Source organism: Variovorax multivorans (genome assembly GCF_051216835.1).
Lineage (GTDB): Bacteria > Pseudomonadota > Gammaproteobacteria > Burkholderiales > Burkholderiaceae_C > Variovorax.
In genome coordinates this window covers 15,157-31,652 of sequence record NZ_JBPJZL010000016.1, presented here as the reverse complement: position 1 = coordinate 31,652, position 16,496 = coordinate 15,157, and the positions used below count along the sequence as shown (strand labels likewise).

The following is a 16,496-nucleotide window of genomic DNA, read 5'->3' as shown; positions in this document are numbered from 1 at the left end:
ACGAACATATGGCTGAAGGTTACTAACGCTCTTTGCGCAAGAACATGCGCGAGATCGTCTGGATCGTTTGCTCGCGCGACGCAGCATCTCCCGCATGCAACTCGGCCATCGCGCCATGCATCATCTTCTGGGTAAGTCCGCGCGACATCACCTCGAGGACTGCGTCGACCGACTCGCCTTTGGCCAGCAACCTGCGCGCCCGCGCCATTTCTGCCGCGCACCATTTGTCGGCCTGCGTGTTCAGTTGCTGGATCAGCGGCACGATGCAGTTCCGACACAGTCAGTACCCGAAGGCCTTGCTCGCCACACGGCAGAGAAGCCCTCCATCTTCACCAAAACTTCCACCAAGGTCGTGAAGCCACGCCGCTTGTTCGGGTCTGCCCCGTACCAGACGCGCCATCAGTTCGTCGCTCACGACGTCGTATTTCCGCCTCGAAGGCGTCCGCAATCCCGGGTGCGATCTGATCCCCGTGCCGCGCGCGATCACGCCATTCACGCGCCAGATGCCTCAATCGTGCATCGTCAAGGGACTCGGAAGGGAGGTTGTCGTCTTGTTTCAAATCCCTGCTCTTACCGCGATGCGGAAGCATATTTCGCCACTCCAAGGCGCTGCCCCAAAAGCACGGCGATGCTGGAAGCAGGGCAAGCCCACCGTCTTGCCAAGTGAGGCCTCATTGCTGTCTGGCCCAGTCGAACGGGCATGGCCTGCATGCCTCGACTCAACGGCACAGACGTCTTTGTGGGGTACGACCGACGGCACGCGGTGTCCGATGCTCTTCTTTGGCGACAGAGCGATCAAGGCTTCTCGACCATCTCCTCTTCCTGCTCTGTGCCGCTGGGGACGAAGGTCACACCGTGGTGAGTCAGGTAGTCGCGGATCAGGCGTCGCACCACCTGTGAAGGTGTGACGTCCTGCCGTGCGCAAAGCGCTTCAAATGCTTTTTTCTTCGAGGGATCAACCAGCACCGTCAGGCGCGCAGTCTTGAGTTCCATAAGGTATCCCTATGCTAGTTTCATGATAATGATAGTATCATTCAGCGCAATCGAATTGCAAGCTGAGTGGGCACCCTGAGTGCCTGTTTGGCCGAGATCTTGGAGCTCTTCATTTGCATTGTTTCGTTGATTCATGCATGTCGCACGTGGCTTGTAAATTCAGGTCGCAGCAGCGCTCGGCTGAGCACCTTCGATTCGACGGGGAGGCATCGTACGTCCTAGCGCCCGAGGTTCGGGGCCATCAATGACGGCTCTCAATGCGGCTGTCTTCATATTGCTGCTGGGCGCTGCTGTTTGCCTGCTGCCCATGCGCAATGCCGTGCATGCCGGGACGGGGATATTTTCGCAGCTGATTGCCACGGCTTTTGTCTGGGCAGCGGCGGTTCCCATTCTGGCCGGAAGAGCGCCGGTGGTCGGCGAACTGGCATGGGCCTATCCGGTGGGCACGCTGAAGGTGCAACTGGACGCGCTCGGCGCCTTTTTTCTCGTCTGGTCGCTGCCGATGACCTTGCTAGGCAGCATCTATGCCGTCGGCTATCTGCGCCCCTATTTCAAATCGACGCGACACCTAGGGTTGCACTATGCGCTACTGAACCTGATTTCCCTGTCGTTCGTTCTGGTCTATACCGCGGACCATGCCCTGATATTCCTGCTGGGCTGGGAGACGGCGGCACTGGCTGCCTGGCTTCTCGTCATCTGGGACTACACGAATCAGAAGGTCCGCTTCGCCGGTTTCAACTATCTGGTGTCCACGCACATCGGGCTGATCTTCCTGGTCGCCGCGTTCATGATCCTGTACACGCATTCGGGCTCATGGGATCTCGGCAGTTTTGGGCGCTGGCTGCGAAACAACGCCGGGGCAGAACGCAACCTCGTCTTCCTGTTGCTGGTCACGAGCTTCGGCCTGAAGTCGGCGTTCTTTCCCTTTCACTCCTGGTTGCCGCGCGCCCATGCCGCCGCACCCGCGCACGTCTCCGCGCTGATGTCGGGGGTCATCCACAAGGCCGGTCTCTACGCGCTGGTGCGCTTCGTCTTCCTGATCGGTAGACCCGACGAGTGGATGGGCTGGTTTCTGATCGGTTTCTCCGCGCTGTCGGCGCTGATCGGCGCCCTGTACACGGTCGGCCAGCGGGACCTGAAACGCCTGCTGGGCTACTCCTCGACCGAGAACGTTGGTATCGCCGGCATCGGCTTCGGTGTCAGCTGCCTGGGACTGAGCTGGGGCAATGCCTCGCTCGTGGCCATCGGATTCACCGGCGGGTTGCTGCATCTGCTGAACCACGCGTTCTTCAAATGCCAGCTGTTCTACGCCGCCGGTGCTGTCTACCAGGCCACGCATACCGTCGACATGGAAAAACTGGGCGGGCTGTCCCGCCTGATGCCATGGACCTCGCTGAGCTTCATCCTCGGTGGTGTCGCGATTGCCGCGATGCCGCCGCTCAACGGCTTCACCAGCGAGTTCGTCATCTACTCGGGCCTGTTCACCGATGCGCCAATCGGGGTCTGGGCGAAGGTGGCACTCTGTGCCACTGGCGCGCTGCTGGCCTTCGTGGGCGCCGTGTCCGCGTTGAGCATCACGCGCGCCTTCGGCGTGGTCTTTCTTGGCACACCGCGCGATCGCAGCGTGCCATTGCCGACCGAGGTGAGTCGCTGGATGCTGGTTCCCATGGGGGTGCACGCAGCAGGTGTCATCGCGTTGGGGGTGATGCCGATACTGGGCTTCAAGCTGGTGCAGGGCCCCGCCGGCATCGCACTGAGAACCTTGCCCAACCCCGCTGGCAATGTCCTGCAATCCATCGCCACGACACTGACCTGGATCGGCGTGGTCTCCGGGGGACTCGTCCTGCTGGTCGAAGTGCTCATCTGGCTTCGGTCAAGAGTCGCATCTCCAACCGCCTCGAGCCACGTCACCTGGGGCTGTGGCTATGCTGCGCCGAACTCGCGCATGCAATACACCGGATCCAGCTTCTCGTCGGATTTCAGCGCACGATTTCGCAGTGTGATGGTGATGTTGCGGCGACAGAAGGCCCCAGCCGGCTACTTTCCGACCGAAAGCTACCTGATCACTGACTGTGTGGACGCCGTAGAGCGGCGACTGTTCTCCGTGATCGGTCACGGTGATGCCTCGGCGGGCGATCTCTCGAAGCGATTGCACGAAGATGATCCGCGCGTTGCCTTTGCGGCGGCCCTGATTGGCATCGTCGTGATCGCTGGGATTCTGGTGTTGGTGAGCGGGCCGCTGCAATGACGCTTGTGACGGGATTCGCGCACGCGCTCTTGGCGCTCGGCATGCCGGTGTTGATGGTCGGTCTCGTGAACCGGACCAAGGCGTTATGGGCAGGGCGCAAAGGCCCGCCGCTGATGCAGTTGGGGTGGGACCTGCTGCGACTCATGAGGAAACGCCCTGTGCTCAGCGCCGTGACCACGCCGCTGTTTCGCACTGGCGCCTGGGTGGTCCTGGCCGCATCCATGCTCGCAGCGATGATCGCGCCGAATCTCGGCCGATTCGCACCGCTCGAGTTCAACCACGACTTCGTCTTCTTTGCCTACACCCTCGCACTCGCGCGCATCTTTCTCATGCTGTCGGCCATGGACGTTGGCAGCGCCTTCGAAGGCATGGGAGCCGCCCGCGAAGCATCGTTCACCGCCTTCGTCGAACCCGCGCTTTTCCTGCTCATCGGCGCCGCCAGCGTCGTCACTGGTCACTCCAGCTTTGCGGGCCTGATTGGCCATCTGCACCAGGCCGAATCGTTTCGCTGGCTGGTCCTGCCTCTGATCGTGGTCCTGTTCATCCTGCTGCAAGCCGAGGCTTCACGGGTCCCCGTGGACGATCCGTCGACACACCTCGAATTGACGATGATTCACGAGGTGATGGTCCTCGACCACAGTGGGCCGGAACTGGCGGCGATGCAATACGCCGCAGCCCTGAAGATGACCATCTATGCAGGTCTTGTCGCTGCCCTGCTCAATCCTTTCGACCTGGCGACCGCGCCGCTGGCCTGCATACTCTTCTCGACATTCATCATGGCCGGTGTTGCCGTGGTGGTTGGGTGTGTCGAGTCACTGGTCGCACGCCTGCGCATGCGACTGGTGCCGCCATACCTGATGCTGGCATCGACGCTCGCGGCGCTGTGCCTGGGCGGCGCCGGCTGGCTGACGAGGCCCTGATGACGCTGCCACTGGTTATCTTTTTGGTTGCCACGGTCGCCCCAGTCTTCTTCAGCAAGATACGGTCCACGCCGGTCTGGCTCGCCATGCAAGCGCTGGCTCTGGGCTGGAGCAGCACCTCGCCGCAAGTACAGGTGTCGCCCCACGTACTCGTGGCTCTGCTGGAGGTCCTGCTCGTGCACGGCGTCATCGCCCCGCTCCTGTTGCGTCGCGCCATCCGTCTGCGCGTCGAACCGAACATGGATTTGATGCCGTCGAACCTCTTCACCTGGGCTATCGCCGTTGCGCTCATCGTCCTGGCATTCGAGTTCGGTGCACCGGCCATGTCCGACCGGCAGGCCTTCACGCTCGGCGTTGTCGGCGCAACGGTGGCCGTGGCCTTGCTGGTGCTTTCGACCAACAACTCACCGCCGGCGCAACTCGTGGCGGTCCTTTTCATGGAGAACGCACTGGCGCTGTTCGAGTCCTTACTCCCCGAGCCTTGGCCACTGCCTGTTCATGCCGCTCTGAGCGCCATCTACCTGCTCACAGCCGGTGTCGGCAGCTGGCTGGTTGGCGCACAAGAGCCGGGTGAAACGGGCGAGCCGAAGCTTCCCGCGAAGGAGCCTACATGAATAGCCCGCGCGTTGTTTTCGAATCGGGCCTGCTCGCACCAGGCGTTTCCAAGCCCGTGGAGCCTTTGGGGTCCGCAAGTCAGTTCCAGAAGACGCGCTATCCATGGATCGGCCCGGCGCTGGTTGCAGTCGCACTGGCCACCCTGGGTCTGTGGGTGACCGTCTTCGTGCGCACGCCGCTCGCGGAGCTTCCGCTCTATTTCGCGCAGCGTTATTTCGTTCTCGACGCCACTTCGCTGCTATTCCTGCTGGTGATCAACATCGTGTTCCTGGGCATCAGCGTCTACATGGCCTCCCGGGTCAGCACGTCGGCCACGCTGGCCACACGGATGCCGTCCCGGGCATCCCTCACGCTCGCCTTCATGGTGGCCATGAACCTTGGGGTGATGGCCAACAACCTGCTGCTGCTGTGGGCGTTCATCGAACTGACCACGTTGTGCGCAGCGCCGTTGGTCGCGCAGGGCAACGCAAAGTCTCCGCATCGGGTCGCCTGGCGCTACCTGCTGTACTCCAGCATGTCGCTCGCGCTGACTTTCCTGGGCATCATGTGTCTCACCCGCTCGGCATACCTGCAGGGCGTGGAGATCAATTTCGCACTCAGCGAAATGGCTGCGGCCATGCCACCCGTGGGCGATTCCTGGCGCCACCTCGGATTGGGGCTGATGTTGTTCGGCCTGGGCAGCAAGCTTGGCCTGGCGCCGCTGTACAGCTGGATGCCCGAGACCTACGAGGCCGCACCGACCAGCACGAGCGCGCTGCTCGCGGCCGTGCAGTTCAACATCAGCGTGGTCGCGGTCTTTCGAATTCTCCAAGTGTTCCATGTCCAGGATTCAGGCTTCGTGGCCTATCAGCTGTTGATCATGGGCTGTCTGTCGCTGACCGTGGCAGCGATCCAGGTGATGGCCGCGCACAGCTACAAGCGGTTGATCGCCTATGCATGCGTCAGTTCCTCCGGCGTGATCGCCATTGGTTTGTCGGTCGGCAGAACCGCCGCGTACGGGGTCCTGCTCTACATCGTCAGCAACGCCTTCGTCAAAGCCCTGCTGTTCCTCACCGCGGGACGGCTGCGAGCGGTCTATGGCACCAACGAAATCAAGGCGCTGAGCGGTGTGATCCGGGTGCTTCCTTTCTCCGGATTGCTGTTCGCCGTGGGCACTTTCGCGCTGCTGGGGTTCCCCCCGTTCGGCAGCTTCATGGCGGAGATGCTGATCCTGTCGGGCATCGTGCAATCGGGCAATCTGATCGCGTTCACCGTGATGTGCACGATGCTGACGATCATCTTTGTCGCGACGGGACGCTCGATTTTCCCGATGCTCTGGGGCCCCTCCAACCGACAGGTTCCGCCGACCGACGGGAGCTGGGTGACCGCGGCGCCCAAGCTGGGATTCGTCGTGGCCCTGGTCATGTTGGGTGTCTACACACCTGCGCCGGTCAGTCAGTTGCTGCGTCAGGTGGCGCAATCGATCGGGGGACAGTGATGGGGCCGATCAAGTCGCTGGCCATGATGCTCACCCGCGAGATGGCGCCCATCGGCTTGTCCACATGGGCGGACCAGTGCGCTCAAGCTTTAGATGCCGGCGATCGGTTAATCACGCTCTTCGGGCGTCCGGACGCGGGGGATCAGACCGTGGTGACGGCCGTTCTGATGGGTGAGGAGGAGCGACTGCATATCCTGCGCGGGCGTGGCAAGCGCCATGCATCGTTTCCATCGCTGACGCCCAGGTATCCCGCCGCGCAGATGTTCGAAAGGGAGCTGTGGGAGCAAACCGGATTGATCCCGGTCGGGCATCCCTGGCTCAAGCCAGTGCGCTACGAAGGCGACCACCAACAACACATGACCGAGTACCCCTTCTTCAAGGTACGCGGTCAGGAGATTCATGAGGTCGGGGTTGGACCGATCCATGCCAGCGTGATCGAGCCGGGGCATTTCCGGTTCATGTGCCATGGCGAACAGGTGCATCACCTGGAAATCCAGCTCGGCTACCAGCACCGCGGCGTCGAGGAGCTGCTCTTGCGCCGTCCGCCGCTCGCGCTCACGCCGTTGGTCGAGACCATCGTGGGAGACAGCAGCATCGCGTATGCCTGGGGCTACTGTGCCGCAGTGGAGGCACTGTCCAGTACCCAGATCTGCATGGAGTCCGACCTTGTCCGCGGCATCGCCCTCGAGTTGGAGCGCGTGGCCATGCACCTGGCCAGCCTGACGGGGCTGGCGACGGACATCGCGTTCCTGCAGGGCGGCGCCACCTATGGGCGATTGCGCACGGCGATCATCAACGCCTGCATGCGGATTTGCGGCAGCCGCTTCGGCCGCGGGTGGCTGCGCCCGGGCGGCGTCCGGTTCGGAATCACCGACGAACTTCGGCGAGACCTGCTCGCCACCATCGCGGCCTTTGCGAAAGACTTCGCTGAGGTCAACGACCTCATCCTCAGCGCACGCAGCGTGCAGTCTCGTTTTCGAGGAGTCGGCGTCGTGACCCATGAGGCGGCGCAAGACCTCGGACTCGTGGGTTTGGTGGGGCGCGCCAGCGGCGCCGCCGTCGACATGCGCGTCAGTTTGCCTGGACGGATCTACACCGCCCATCCCGTCGCGCGCTTGACGGAAGACACGGGGGACTGCTGGGCGCGGCTGAAACTGCGTATGCGCGAGATCGACGAATCGGTCCGATGGTTGAAGCAAGTGCTCCAAGCGCAAGACATCGACCTGAGAGCCCCTGCGCCCGCAGCGGTGGGAGCACTCTGGCCCGACACGCTCTGCGTCTCGGTGCGGGAGGGGGTCCGAGGCCCAGTGGTCCAGGTGCTGGAGACCGGTCCGGACGGGCGCCTGGTCCACTACAAGGTGCAGGACCCGTCGCTGCTGAACTGGTTCGGCCTTGCATTCGCCCTGCGCGACAACGAGATCTCGGACTTCCCCATCTGCAACAAGAGTTTTGATCTTTCCTATTGCGGGAACGATCTCTAGGAACATCGATGCTCAAGTCGATCGGCGTGAGGATCTCGCAGGGGACCCAGTACATCAAGGACCCTCGCCAGGCCAACCCCATCGGCTTCCGCGGCAAGCCCGCCATCGGCAGTGCCTCTTGCGACACAGGCTGCGGTGCCTGCGCGGCCGCGTGCCCGACCGAGGCGATCACGCTCGACCCGGTGCAGATCGATTTGGGGCGTTGCGTGATGTGCGGTGACTGCGCGCCCGCCTGCCCCAGTGGAAAGATATCGTTCACGAACGACTTCAAGCTGGCCTCGACCAATCGAGATGGATTGACCGTCAGCGCATCGCGACCGATGCCCGATCCCGTGAAGGTGTCCGAAGCACTGCGCAAGCGTTTTGGCCGCTCCCTCAAACTGAGATCCGTCTCGGCCGGCGGTTGCAACGGCTGCGAGCTCGAGGTCAATGCCCTCACCAACGTCAACTTCGACATCGCGCGCTACGGCATCGACATCGTGGCATCTCCTCGGCACGCGGACGGCCTGGTGCTGACGGGACCGATCACCCGCAACATGGCGGCAGCGCTGGAGTTGTGCTGGGACGGCATGCCCGATCCCAAGCTTGTGATCGCGGTCGGGATCTGCGCAATTTCAGGGAGCCCGTTCGAAGGGGCAGGAACCCTGGAGCGAGGCTTCCTTGATCGCTTCAAGCCGACGCTCTATGTGCCCGGCTGTCCGCCGCACCCGCTCACTTTCGTATGCGGCGTTCTTGATCTACTTGGCATCAGTAGCTGAGTTAGATCACGGGGTTCAGTCCAGTCGTCGACGACAACGGACTGCCGTGGGAAGGCGGATCCGACAGCATTGCGGGACGTCCGTGACGTTGAACTTCCTCAGGCGCTAGGTGCCAATGGCGCCAGCCTCATCGCTTCGTCCGGATGAATCCACCCAGGCAGCGCGCGCAGCAGACCCAGCCAGCGCTCAATATGAGGGTAGTCGGCCTCCGAAAACCCGGTCTGAGACAACCAGAAAAGGTAGGCGGAACATGAAATATCCGCAATCGTCGGCCCCGAAGGCAAAAGGAACTCAGTTCTTGAGAGCGCTTCGTCGAGCGTCTGCAAGTCTGCGAGAACCCGTTTGCGCAGGTACGCAAGAACATCGGGCGGCTGAGGCTCCCACAACAACGAAAAGCGCAGATTGGGCGCGCTGAAGCCGATGCGATTCGCCTCCCAGGAAAGCCACTCGAGGATCGCACGCCATTCGGCTTTATGGCCGCGGAAAGCGTTCGTGCGCTGGGCGAGATGCATCAGGATCGCGTTCGACTGGCAATGCGCGATGCCGTCATCGATCAGAACGGGAACTTCGCCGAACTTGCTGACAGCAACGAATGCCGCGGAGCGTTCCAATCTTGGCGTGCCGAGATCAACCCACTCATAGCTGTGGGGTGTCCCTGACATCAGGAGAAAAGACCTGACTTTGTACGAGTGACCCGAGTCGGTACTTCCATAGAGCAGCATGCATGCCTTCGCACTGTGTCGGTAAAGAAAACTGGCCCAGCTCCTCTGGGAATGCCAGTCAAGTCGAATTCCAAGCCATTTTTTCCTGAATTTGATTTCAAGCCGGAAGACCGGCCGAGGTCAGGCGCTCCGCGGCAAGTATCGACATCATCGGAGCATGATAATGTTATTATCATTGCAACGAAACATCAGACGCATTACATTTGCTTTTTATCGTGTTATGTGAAGTGCGCGGGTTAGCTGTGTGTCGAGTAATTGCGCGCCGCTGATCGGACTTTCATGAGGGACGGATTGCGACTGAAATCCAGTCGTCCCAACAGCTTGTCATCCGGCAGTGCTGAATAGGTGGTTGATTGGTGTTGGCGACCCATGCTCGCCGGGTGCGCAGGTGGTCAATGCTGGTGGAGAGCGTCGAAGGTGTCGTGATGTCTCAACAAATGTTCAACAAGTCCATAGCAGCCCGCCGCTCGCACCGCAGCCGTCACCTGAAGCTGGTGCAATTTCTGCCGCCATCCGGGAAGCCGAAGGTCTGTGCCGCCGTCTGGCGCGACGGTGACTATGTGCGTCTCGCCTCGCCGCTGATGCGCGCACACAACGGCGTGCGAGATCCAAGATCCTACGCACGGCAGTTCCCCGATGCCCTGGAGTCGATCGATGCCTTTGAAGAAACCATGACCTGGCTGGACGCAGTCTGCTATGCCGCCTCGGATCCCCGCGAGGTCGACACCGCCTGTCAACAACACCCTGAGTGGCGTTTGCACTGCCTGCGGTACGAAGGGAGCGATGCCAACCTGCTGGAGGTAGCAAGCCTCCTTCGAGCTTCCAAGACAGCCGGCTCTTTTCCGGAGACCATCATGCGCGATTGCCTGCACGAAATCATCCGGCAGATCCTGAAGAGCGATCCTGAAATGGCCACAAGCCAGATCGCTTCGACCTCTCCAGAAGGGGACGACATCGCAACGTTGGATATCGGGCCGAATCGCATCGTCATCGTCAACCTGCTCAGGAACGTCGTGCCCACGGACGTCGTGCGCCAGGGCGTTCTCGCGCACCACAGGATGACTGCACTGAACGATGCACGCAGTCAATGCCTGCTTGTGGTGCCGGACCTTGAACTCAACGCACCGATGTTCCTCACGCCGCGCGTGGTGATCACGAACATGGATGTTGACCACATCCGTGCTTCGTTGGCGCGCATGGCCCAGCGCTGAACCCGATTCCCCATCAGAAACCAAGAGCCGTTCTCACTCATGCCCGACAGCCTAGCCTCCGCTCGACACGTCAAACCCTTCGTCTACGAAACCGCTACTTCCAAGCTCCTTCATTTCTGCATCAGCAACATCCAGAGTCGCATGCGCATCAATGATCCCAACGCCTTGGCGCTCGAATACACGCGCACGATGATGGGCTTCCTGCTCTTCAAGCCTGACCCCCGGAGCATCGGGATGATCGGCTTGGGGGGCGGATCGCTGGCCAAGTTCTGCTATCACTATCTGAGCCGAACCCGAATCCAGATCGCCGAGATCAATCCGCATGTCATCGCATTGCGTGAAGAGTTTCACATTCCCCCTGATGATGCGCGATTCATGGTCTTTCAGGCCGATGGAGCGGACTTCGTGCATCGCGATCCCAGCCGCTTTGATGTCCTGATCGTGGATGGGTATGTCCTGGAAGGCCTGCCTGCCCAGCTGAGCTCCCAGGGTTTCTATGACGGCTGCTACGAGTCGCTCAAGCCCGATGGGATCATGGTGGTCAACCTGCAGCACGGGGACCCCGAGAGCGTCGACCACCTGATCCGGATCCGCCAGAGCTTCAATGAGTCCGTCCTTGTCGTCGAAGATGGCGAGGAGAGCCACAACATCGTGTTCGCGTGCAAAGGCAACGCTCTCGAGACGTATCGGCTCGGTGCAATTCGCAAGCCGCCCAACCTCGATCCTTTCGCCGCCAGCCAACTGCTGGCGGGGTTTGCACTGATCACGTCCGCGCTGAAAGACCAGCGAAGCTAGGCCTTCCTGAATCGCATGGTATTCATATACCATGTGTTGAAGATACCCTTTGGATTTCAACGCGATGCTGAGGATCCATGGAACTCGAAGTTGCATGCCAGCCTTTTCGCCAAACCTCACGGTCGGTGAAAGGCGTCCTCTCGTAGCGCGCTGACCTCCAAAGTCCCCAGCGATGACCAGCCTGCCTTCTCTCGCGCAATGGCTCTGGCTGGACTGGATACTCGTTGTTGCGTTGGCCTGGCTCCTCCTTGGCATCGCTGGCGTATTTGCGCTGCATCGACTCGGCTTGGTGTCCCGGTGGCTCTTTCCTGTTAGCGCGTTGCTCGGACTGGCACTTTTCAGCTTGGCTCTGGGCGCACTCCTTGACTCCCCGGAGGTCGCCGTCCTGCCCATCGGACTGCCGACACTGCCGTTTCATCTGCGCTTGGACAGCCTGTCCGCTTATTTCCTGATGGTGGTTGGAGGCGCCTCGGCCGGCATCTCCGCATTTGCAGCCGGCTACTTCCGAAAGGGCGAAGGCACGCCCCCCGGATTGCTGTGCCTGGAGTACCACGTTTTCCTGGTCAGCATGGTGGGCGTGATCCTCGCCGACGACGCGTATTCATTCATGGTGATGTGGGAAACGATGGCACTGTCGTCGTTCTTCCTGGTGACCGCGAACCACCGACTGGCCGAAGTACGTAGCGCCGGCTATCTCTACATCACAATGGCGAGAATCGGTGCCATCGCCGTCCTGCTGTGCTTCGGCGTGTTGCAGGCCAACACGGGCGATTACACCTTCGCCAACATGCGCGCCCAGACATTGCCGCCGTTCTGGGCCTCGGCCGGTTTCCTGCTGGCGGTGTTCGGGTTCGGTGCCAAGGCCGGCATCCTGCCGCTGCATGTCTGGCTGCCTGAAGCCCACCCTGCCGCGCCATCCCCCGTTTCGGCCATGATGAGCGGCGTCATGCTCAACACGGCCGTCTACGGCCTGTTGCGCGTTTCATTCGATCTGCTGAACACACACCTGTGGTGGTGGGGTGGTCTGCTGCTGGCGATCGGTCTGGCGACCGCGTTGTTCGGCGTCGTCTTCGCCGCGGTGCAGGTCGATATGAAGCGGCTGCTGGCCTATTCGTCGATCGAGAACATGGGCTTGCTGTTCGTCGGCATGGGCCTGACATTGATATTTTCAGCCTACGGCATGAAGCCGATGGCCGCGCTCGCGTTGACGGCGACCCTCTATCACGTCGCAAGCCACGCTTTCTTCAAGAGCCTGCTCTTTCTTGGCGCCGGCAGCGTGCTTCATGCCACTTCCGAAAGAAATCTCGGCAAGCTGGGGGGACTGATCCGGACCATGCCCTGGGTCGCCTGGCTCACGCTGCTGGGCGTGCTGACCAGCGCGGGTCTGCCGCCGCTGGGCGGGTTCGTGTCGGAGTGGCTGCTGCTGCAGAGTTTCCTTTTCACACCTGGACTGCCAGTGCCGCTGCTGACCATGCTCATTCCGGTGGTTGCCGCGCTCATCGTCCTGGTGGCCGCGCTGGCCGGCTACACGATGGTCAAGTTCTTTGGCGTGATCTTCCTGGGTCAGCCACGCGAAGAGAAACTCGCCGATGCCCATGATGCCGGCCGCTGGGAGCGTATCGGCATGGTGTGGCTGGCGCTCGGCTGTGTCGCGCTTGGGTTGCTGCCGACATGGTTCATTCAGTTGATCGATCCGGTGACGCGACAGCTTGTTGCATCGGGCCTTGGCGTCAAGGCATCTGCCAACGGTTGGCTGTTGGCGCCGAACAGTCTTGAGCAGGCCAGCTATGGTCCTGTGATCTTCCTGCTGGGCATCCTGGGAAGCTTTGCGCTCGCTTTCCTGCTCGTGCGCGGCCTATACCACGGGCGTGTGCGGCGCAGCCCGCCCTGGGCCTGCGGCTTTCCGTGGGGGACCGCACGCATGCAGGACACCGCCGAGGGCTTCGGCCAGCCGATCCGCCAGATCTTCGAACCGTTCTTCCTGATGCGACGCGATCTGCCCACGCCTTTCGACGCGAAGCCGCGCTATCGCGTGACGGTAGAGGATCATTTCTGGCGCTGGCTCTATGTGCCCATCGCCGACGTCGCGGCGTATCTCGCACGGCTGGTCGGCTTGATGCAGCAGGGACGAATCTCGGTGTACCTTCTGTACAGCTTCCTGACACTCGTGGCCACGCTGCTCGTGGTCATGCGATGAGATCGCCATGAGCCTCACGGGTTTCCTGTCGCAGTTGCTGGAGATCGTCATTGCGATCGCACTGGCCCCCTTGCTCACAGGCTGGGTCAACCTGTGGCGCGCATGGTTCCAGAACAAGTCTGCACCCAGCCTCTGGCAGCCCTACCGCATGCTGCACAAGTTGTTCAACAAGGAGTCGGTGATTGCCGACCATGCGTCGCGACTGTTTCGCATCGCGCCCTACGTGATGTTCGGATGCATGGTGCTGGCCTGCGCGATCATTCCCACGCTGTCGACCGACCTGCCGCTGGCACCGGCCGCCGACGCGATAGCGCTGGTTGGCCTGTTCGCCTTGGCGCGGGTATTCGTCTCGCTGGCGGCCATGGACATCGGCACTGCGTTCGGCACCATGGGTGCGCGGCGCGAAATGCTGGTCGGGTTCCTTGCCGAACCTGCGCTGCTGATGGTGTTGTTCTCGGCCTCGCTGATTTCCCAATCGACATCACTCACGACCATTGTCGAGACACTGGCGCATCGCGAACTCGCGATCTATCCCGGGCTCGCCTTTGCTGGTGTTGCATTCACGATGGTGTCACTGGCAGAGAACGCGCGCGTGCCGGTCGACAACCCGGCCACGCACCTGGAGCTGACCATGATCCACGAGGCGCTCATCCTCGAGTACTCGGGCCGGCATCTGGCATTGGTCGAATGGGCGGCCAGCCTGAAGCTCTTCGCTTACTCGTGCATCGGCTTGGCTTTGTTTCTTCCGTGGGGCGTTGCCGAAGCCCAGGCCCCGCTGGAGATGCTGCTGGCCCTACCGGCGTTGGTGGTCAAGCTTGCCGTGGGTGGGTTTCTGCTGGCCGTGCTGGAGACGGCAAGTGCCAAGATGCGCATCTTCCGCGTTCCCGAGTTCCTGGCCACCGCCTTCCTGCTGGCGGTGATCGGCATGCTCGTGCACCTGCTGCTCAACCGTTGACATGAGCAGCAGCATCCTGGCCCAACTCGTCAACCTGCTCGGCGCGGTGCTGTTGATGCTCGCATTCGCGATGCTCTCGCAGCGGCGCATCCTCACGCTGATACACCTGTTCACGATGCAGGGCGCCACGCTGGCGCTTGCAACCGCTGTGGTCGGGTATGTGACTCATCAGCACCACTTGTACCTTTCGGCGGGTCTGACTTTGGTGCTCAAAGTGCTGTTGATCCCGTACCTGCTGCACCGGGTCATCGCCCGCCTCAACATCCGCGGGGACATCGAAACACTGATCAAAATTCCGACCACGATGCTCATCGGCATCGGGGTCGTGATCTTTGCGTTCAATCTGGCGATCCCCATCTCCCAGCTGTCGTCGGCAGTGGCACGCGGTACGTTGGGCATCGCGCTGGCCTGCGTGCTGTTGTCGTTCCTGATGATGATCACGCGCGCAAAGGCGGTTCCGCAGGTGGTCGGCTTCCTCGCGATGGAGAACGGTCTCTTCTTTGCTGCCACATCAGCCACCTACGGCATGCCGATGGTGGTTGAGTTCGGTATCGCACTGGATGTGCTGATCGGCGTGCTGATCCTGGGTGTCTTCATGTTCCAAATTCGGGAGCAGTTCGACAGCCTGGACATCCGCCATCTCGAAAAGCTGAAGGAAGACTAAGTTGCTTGCACTGGCCTTCCTCCTCGCAACCCCGCTGGCCGGAGGGCTGGTCTTGGCGCTGGTCGGCCATCGCGACAATGCGCGCGACGTCAACGTCGGCTTCAGCCTGGGGACCTTCATTGCCGCCTGTGCACTCACGGTGCAGATCATCGAGAACGGGCCAATGCTCGCGTGGGACCGCGAGTTCCACATCGATCCGCTGAATGTCTTTCTCGTCGCTCTGACCGCGCTTGTTGGCTTGACCACCGCCATCTTCTCGCGCCCCTACATGCGCGTGGAGCGCGACCACGGCAAGATGACGCCGTCGCGCATGCGTCTCTACCACAGCATGTACCAGTTGTTCAGCTTCACGATGCTGCTGGCGCTGACGACCAACAACATGGGCATCATTTGGGTCGCCATGGAGGCCGCCACACTGACCACCGTTCTGCTGGTCAGTGTGTATCGCACCGCCGCCAGCCTTGAAGCCGCATGGAAGTACTTCATCCTGTGCGGCGTGGGCATCGCCCAGGCCTTGTTCGGCACAGTGCTGCTCTACATGGCAGCTGAGAAGGTGATTGGCCCGGAGGGCGGCGCCTTGCTCTGGACCAACCTCGATGCGGTGAAGGAAAAGCTCGACCCGAACATCATCACGCTGGCGTTCGCGTTCCTTTTCATCGGCTACGGTACCAAGGTCGGACTGGTGCCTGTCCATAACTGGCTGCCGGACGCGCATGCCGAAGGCCCGACGCCGGTGTCGGCGGTGCTGTCGGGCCTGCTGCTGAACGTCGCGCTCTACGCGATCCTGCGCTGCAAGGTGCTGACCGATGGCGCACTGCACAACGCTCTGGCTGGGCGACTGATGATGGGCTTCGGCCTGTTGTCGGTGGTCGCGGCGGTGTTTTTCCTGATCCGGCAGAAGGACGTGAAACGCATGTTCGCCTACTCGTCGATCGAACACATGGGGATGATGACCTTCGCCTTCGGCATGGGTGGCCCGATCGCCAATTACGCCGGGCTGCTGCACATGACAGTGCATTCGCTGATCAAGTCCGCAATCTTCTTTGCAGTCGGCCATGCCACGCAGAAGGCCGGTACCCAGGTGATGGAGAACATCCGTGGGCTCATCAAGGTCAGTCCGACGGTCGCCCGGGGATTGATGCTCGGATCACTTGCCATCCTTGGCATGCCGCCGTTCGGGGTCTTCGCCAGCGAGTTTCTGATCGTCACGACCGCAATGCGTGAGCAGCCCTGGGCAACCCCCTTCCTGCTGATCGCCTTGGGATTGGCATTTGCATCCGTCTTCAGTCGGATCCAGCCGATGGTGTTTGGTGAGACCAATGTCAAGCCCTTGGCACACCCACCAGCCTTGGTTCCAGTATTCATACATCTGGCGCTGGGCCTGATGCTCGGCCTTTACATTCCACCCTATCTCAACGCGTGGTACGTCCAGGCCGCGGCGATGCTGGGGAACTGATCAC

14 protein-coding genes and 1 pseudogene are annotated in these 16,496 nt (G+C 61.5%); 12 read left to right on the top strand and 3 right to left on the bottom strand.

Annotation, left to right across the window (positions count from 1 at the left end; translation table 11 throughout):
• Positions 1–22 precede the first annotated feature (22 nt).
• A pseudogene (locus ACSFCA_RS30760) lies at positions 23–262 on the bottom strand (glutamyl-tRNA reductase); the annotation flags it as partial.
• Positions 263–795: 533 nt separating this feature from the next.
• Positions 796–993 carry a ribbon-helix-helix protein, CopG family gene (locus ACSFCA_RS30755; RefSeq protein ID WP_435462168.1) on the bottom strand — a complete coding sequence of 66 codons (198 nt, stop codon included), beginning with the start codon at positions 991–993 and terminating at the stop codon, positions 796–798.
• 244 nt (positions 994–1,237) lie between these two features.
• Between ACSFCA_RS30755 and ACSFCA_RS30750 the strand changes: the two genes are divergently transcribed.
• From ACSFCA_RS30750 to ACSFCA_RS30725, 6 genes are read left to right on the top strand one after another with little or no spacing between them, the layout of a single operon-like run.
• Entirely contained in the window at positions 1,238–3,241 is a 2,004-nt protein-coding gene (locus ACSFCA_RS30750; RefSeq protein WP_435462169.1) for a proton-conducting transporter transmembrane domain-containing protein, read from the top strand.
• Positions 3,238–4,161: a respiratory chain complex I subunit 1 family protein gene (locus ACSFCA_RS30745; protein ID WP_435462170.1), complete on the top strand. Its 924-nt coding sequence runs from the start codon at positions 3,238–3,240 to the stop codon at positions 4,159–4,161. Before ACSFCA_RS30750 ends, ACSFCA_RS30745 begins: the two co-directional genes overlap by 4 nt.
• Entirely contained in the window at positions 4,161–4,775 is a 615-nt protein-coding gene (locus ACSFCA_RS30740; RefSeq protein ID WP_435462171.1) for a hypothetical protein, read from the top strand. Before ACSFCA_RS30745 ends, ACSFCA_RS30740 begins: the two co-directional genes overlap by 1 nt.
• Positions 4,772–6,253, top strand: a complete 1,482-nt coding sequence (locus ACSFCA_RS30735) for a complex I subunit 5 family protein (protein ID WP_435462172.1) — start codon at positions 4,772–4,774, stop codon at positions 6,251–6,253. Before ACSFCA_RS30740 ends, ACSFCA_RS30735 begins: the two co-directional genes overlap by 4 nt.
• A 23-nt stretch (positions 6,254–6,276) precedes the next feature.
• Positions 6,277–7,734: a hydrogenase large subunit gene (locus ACSFCA_RS30730; RefSeq protein ID WP_435462173.1), complete on the top strand. Its 1,458-nt coding sequence runs from the start codon at positions 6,277–6,279 to the stop codon at positions 7,732–7,734.
• An 8-nt stretch (positions 7,735–7,742) separates the two neighbouring features.
• Complete coding sequence (locus ACSFCA_RS30725; RefSeq protein WP_435462174.1) at positions 7,743–8,492, top strand: NADH-quinone oxidoreductase subunit B family protein; 750 nt, start codon at positions 7,743–7,745, stop codon at positions 8,490–8,492.
• Between the two features lie 98 nt (positions 8,493–8,590).
• Here ACSFCA_RS30725 and ACSFCA_RS30720 read toward each other — a convergent pair whose 3' ends face one another.
• Complete coding sequence (locus tag ACSFCA_RS30720; RefSeq protein ID WP_435462175.1) at positions 8,591–9,214, bottom strand: glutathione S-transferase family protein; 624 nt, start codon at positions 9,212–9,214, stop codon at positions 8,591–8,593.
• Between the two features lie 395 nt (positions 9,215–9,609).
• Between ACSFCA_RS30720 and ACSFCA_RS30715 the strand changes: the two genes are divergently transcribed.
• The 6 genes from ACSFCA_RS30715 (at position 9,610) to ACSFCA_RS30690 (ending at position 16,492) form a co-directional block, all read left to right on the top strand.
• A complete protein-coding gene (locus ACSFCA_RS30715; RefSeq protein WP_435462176.1) occupies positions 9,610–10,425 on the top strand; it encodes a hypothetical protein in 816 nt (271 codons plus the stop codon).
• Between the two features lie 39 nt (positions 10,426–10,464).
• Positions 10,465–11,220: a fused MFS/spermidine synthase gene (locus ACSFCA_RS30710; RefSeq protein ID WP_435462177.1), complete on the top strand. Its 756-nt coding sequence runs from the start codon at positions 10,465–10,467 to the stop codon at positions 11,218–11,220.
• A gap of 172 nt (positions 11,221–11,392) precedes the next feature.
• Entirely contained in the window at positions 11,393–13,417 is a 2,025-nt protein-coding gene (gene hyfB / locus ACSFCA_RS30705) for a hydrogenase 4 subunit B (protein ID WP_435462178.1), read from the top strand.
• 7 nt (positions 13,418–13,424) lie between these two features.
• Positions 13,425–14,372: a respiratory chain complex I subunit 1 family protein gene (locus tag ACSFCA_RS30700; RefSeq protein WP_435462179.1), complete on the top strand. Its 948-nt coding sequence runs from the start codon at positions 13,425–13,427 to the stop codon at positions 14,370–14,372.
• 1 nt (position 14,373) lies between these two features.
• Positions 14,374–15,036, top strand: a complete 663-nt coding sequence (locus tag ACSFCA_RS30695; RefSeq protein ID WP_435462180.1) for a formate hydrogenlyase — start codon at positions 14,374–14,376, stop codon at positions 15,034–15,036.
• A gap of 1 nt (position 15,037) precedes the next feature.
• Positions 15,038–16,492: a hydrogenase 4 subunit F gene (locus ACSFCA_RS30690; protein ID WP_435462181.1), complete on the top strand. Its 1,455-nt coding sequence runs from the start codon at positions 15,038–15,040 to the stop codon at positions 16,490–16,492.
• Positions 16,493–16,496 lie beyond the last annotated feature (4 nt).

Coding starts and splice junctions, on each gene's coding strand:
- ACSFCA_RS30755 (WP_435462168.1), bottom strand. CDS start 993: ATGGAACTCAAGACTGCGCGCCTGACGGTGCTGGTTGATCCCTCGAAG.
- ACSFCA_RS30730 (WP_435462173.1), top strand. CDS start 6,277: ATGATGCTCACCCGCGAGATGGCGCCCATCGGCTTGTCCACATGGGCG.
- ACSFCA_RS30710 (WP_435462177.1), top strand. CDS start 10,465: ATGCCCGACAGCCTAGCCTCCGCTCGACACGTCAAACCCTTCGTCTAC.
- ACSFCA_RS30745 (WP_435462170.1), top strand. CDS start 3,238: ATGACGCTTGTGACGGGATTCGCGCACGCGCTCTTGGCGCTCGGCATG.
- ACSFCA_RS30700 (WP_435462179.1), top strand. CDS start 13,425: ATGAGCCTCACGGGTTTCCTGTCGCAGTTGCTGGAGATCGTCATTGCG.
- hyfB (WP_435462178.1), top strand. CDS start 11,393: ATGACCAGCCTGCCTTCTCTCGCGCAATGGCTCTGGCTGGACTGGATA.
- ACSFCA_RS30725 (WP_435462174.1), top strand. CDS start 7,743: ATGCTCAAGTCGATCGGCGTGAGGATCTCGCAGGGGACCCAGTACATC.
- ACSFCA_RS30735 (WP_435462172.1), top strand. CDS start 4,772: ATGAATAGCCCGCGCGTTGTTTTCGAATCGGGCCTGCTCGCACCAGGC.
- ACSFCA_RS30750 (WP_435462169.1), top strand. CDS start 1,238: ATGACGGCTCTCAATGCGGCTGTCTTCATATTGCTGCTGGGCGCTGCT.
- ACSFCA_RS30695 (WP_435462180.1), top strand. CDS start 14,374: ATGAGCAGCAGCATCCTGGCCCAACTCGTCAACCTGCTCGGCGCGGTG.
- ACSFCA_RS30715 (WP_435462176.1), top strand. CDS start 9,610: ATGCTGGTGGAGAGCGTCGAAGGTGTCGTGATGTCTCAACAAATGTTC.
- ACSFCA_RS30720 (WP_435462175.1), bottom strand. CDS start 9,214: ATGCTGCTCTATGGAAGTACCGACTCGGGTCACTCGTACAAAGTCAGG.
- ACSFCA_RS30740 (WP_435462171.1), top strand. CDS start 4,161: ATGACGCTGCCACTGGTTATCTTTTTGGTTGCCACGGTCGCCCCAGTC.